We start from the raw sequence: 471 nt of genomic DNA on the forward strand, positions 1-471 counted from the left end.
CAGGACGAGAAACTGTCACAGATGAAGCAGCTGCTCACTCCCGCATTGCTTCAGCTAAATTATCCAAGTTAGAATGTAAACGTGTTGCTGTGGCACCGATAAATGTGTCTCCAGCAGCAGTCGTATCCACAGCATTAACTTTGAATGCAGGAACCATTCCTTCTTCACCATTATTACGCATAAAGAAAAAGCCTTCTGAACCAATTGTAATAATAACCGTATCAATTACACGTTCAAAATAATAAGCAGCCGTAGTTAACATTGAATATTCATCAGTTAGTTCTATTCCAGTTAATAAGAATATTTCATGCTCCTTAGGCGTCATAATACCCGATCATTGTAATCGTTAAGCTCGTATGACACCATTTCCAGTCATTGGCACTGGGTCTGAACTCGTATTACCACACTTTTCACGAGCAATCTTCAACCTCACAATAATTGCTCCCTTCGTTACTCATCATGTCGTATCTA

The 471-nt window shown here is 39.7% G+C and carries 1 protein-coding gene; it reads right to left on the reverse strand.

Annotated elements, in window-relative coordinates:
• Nucleotides 1-34: 34 nt before the first annotated feature.
• A complete protein-coding gene (locus tag ACVQ8P_RS00360) occupies nt 35-325 on the reverse strand; it encodes a PfkB family carbohydrate kinase (protein ID WP_462296869.1) in 291 nt (96 codons plus the stop codon).
• Nucleotides 326-471: the final 146 nt, after the last annotated feature.

Source organism: Dellaglioa sp. BT-FLS60 (assembly GCF_054941065.1).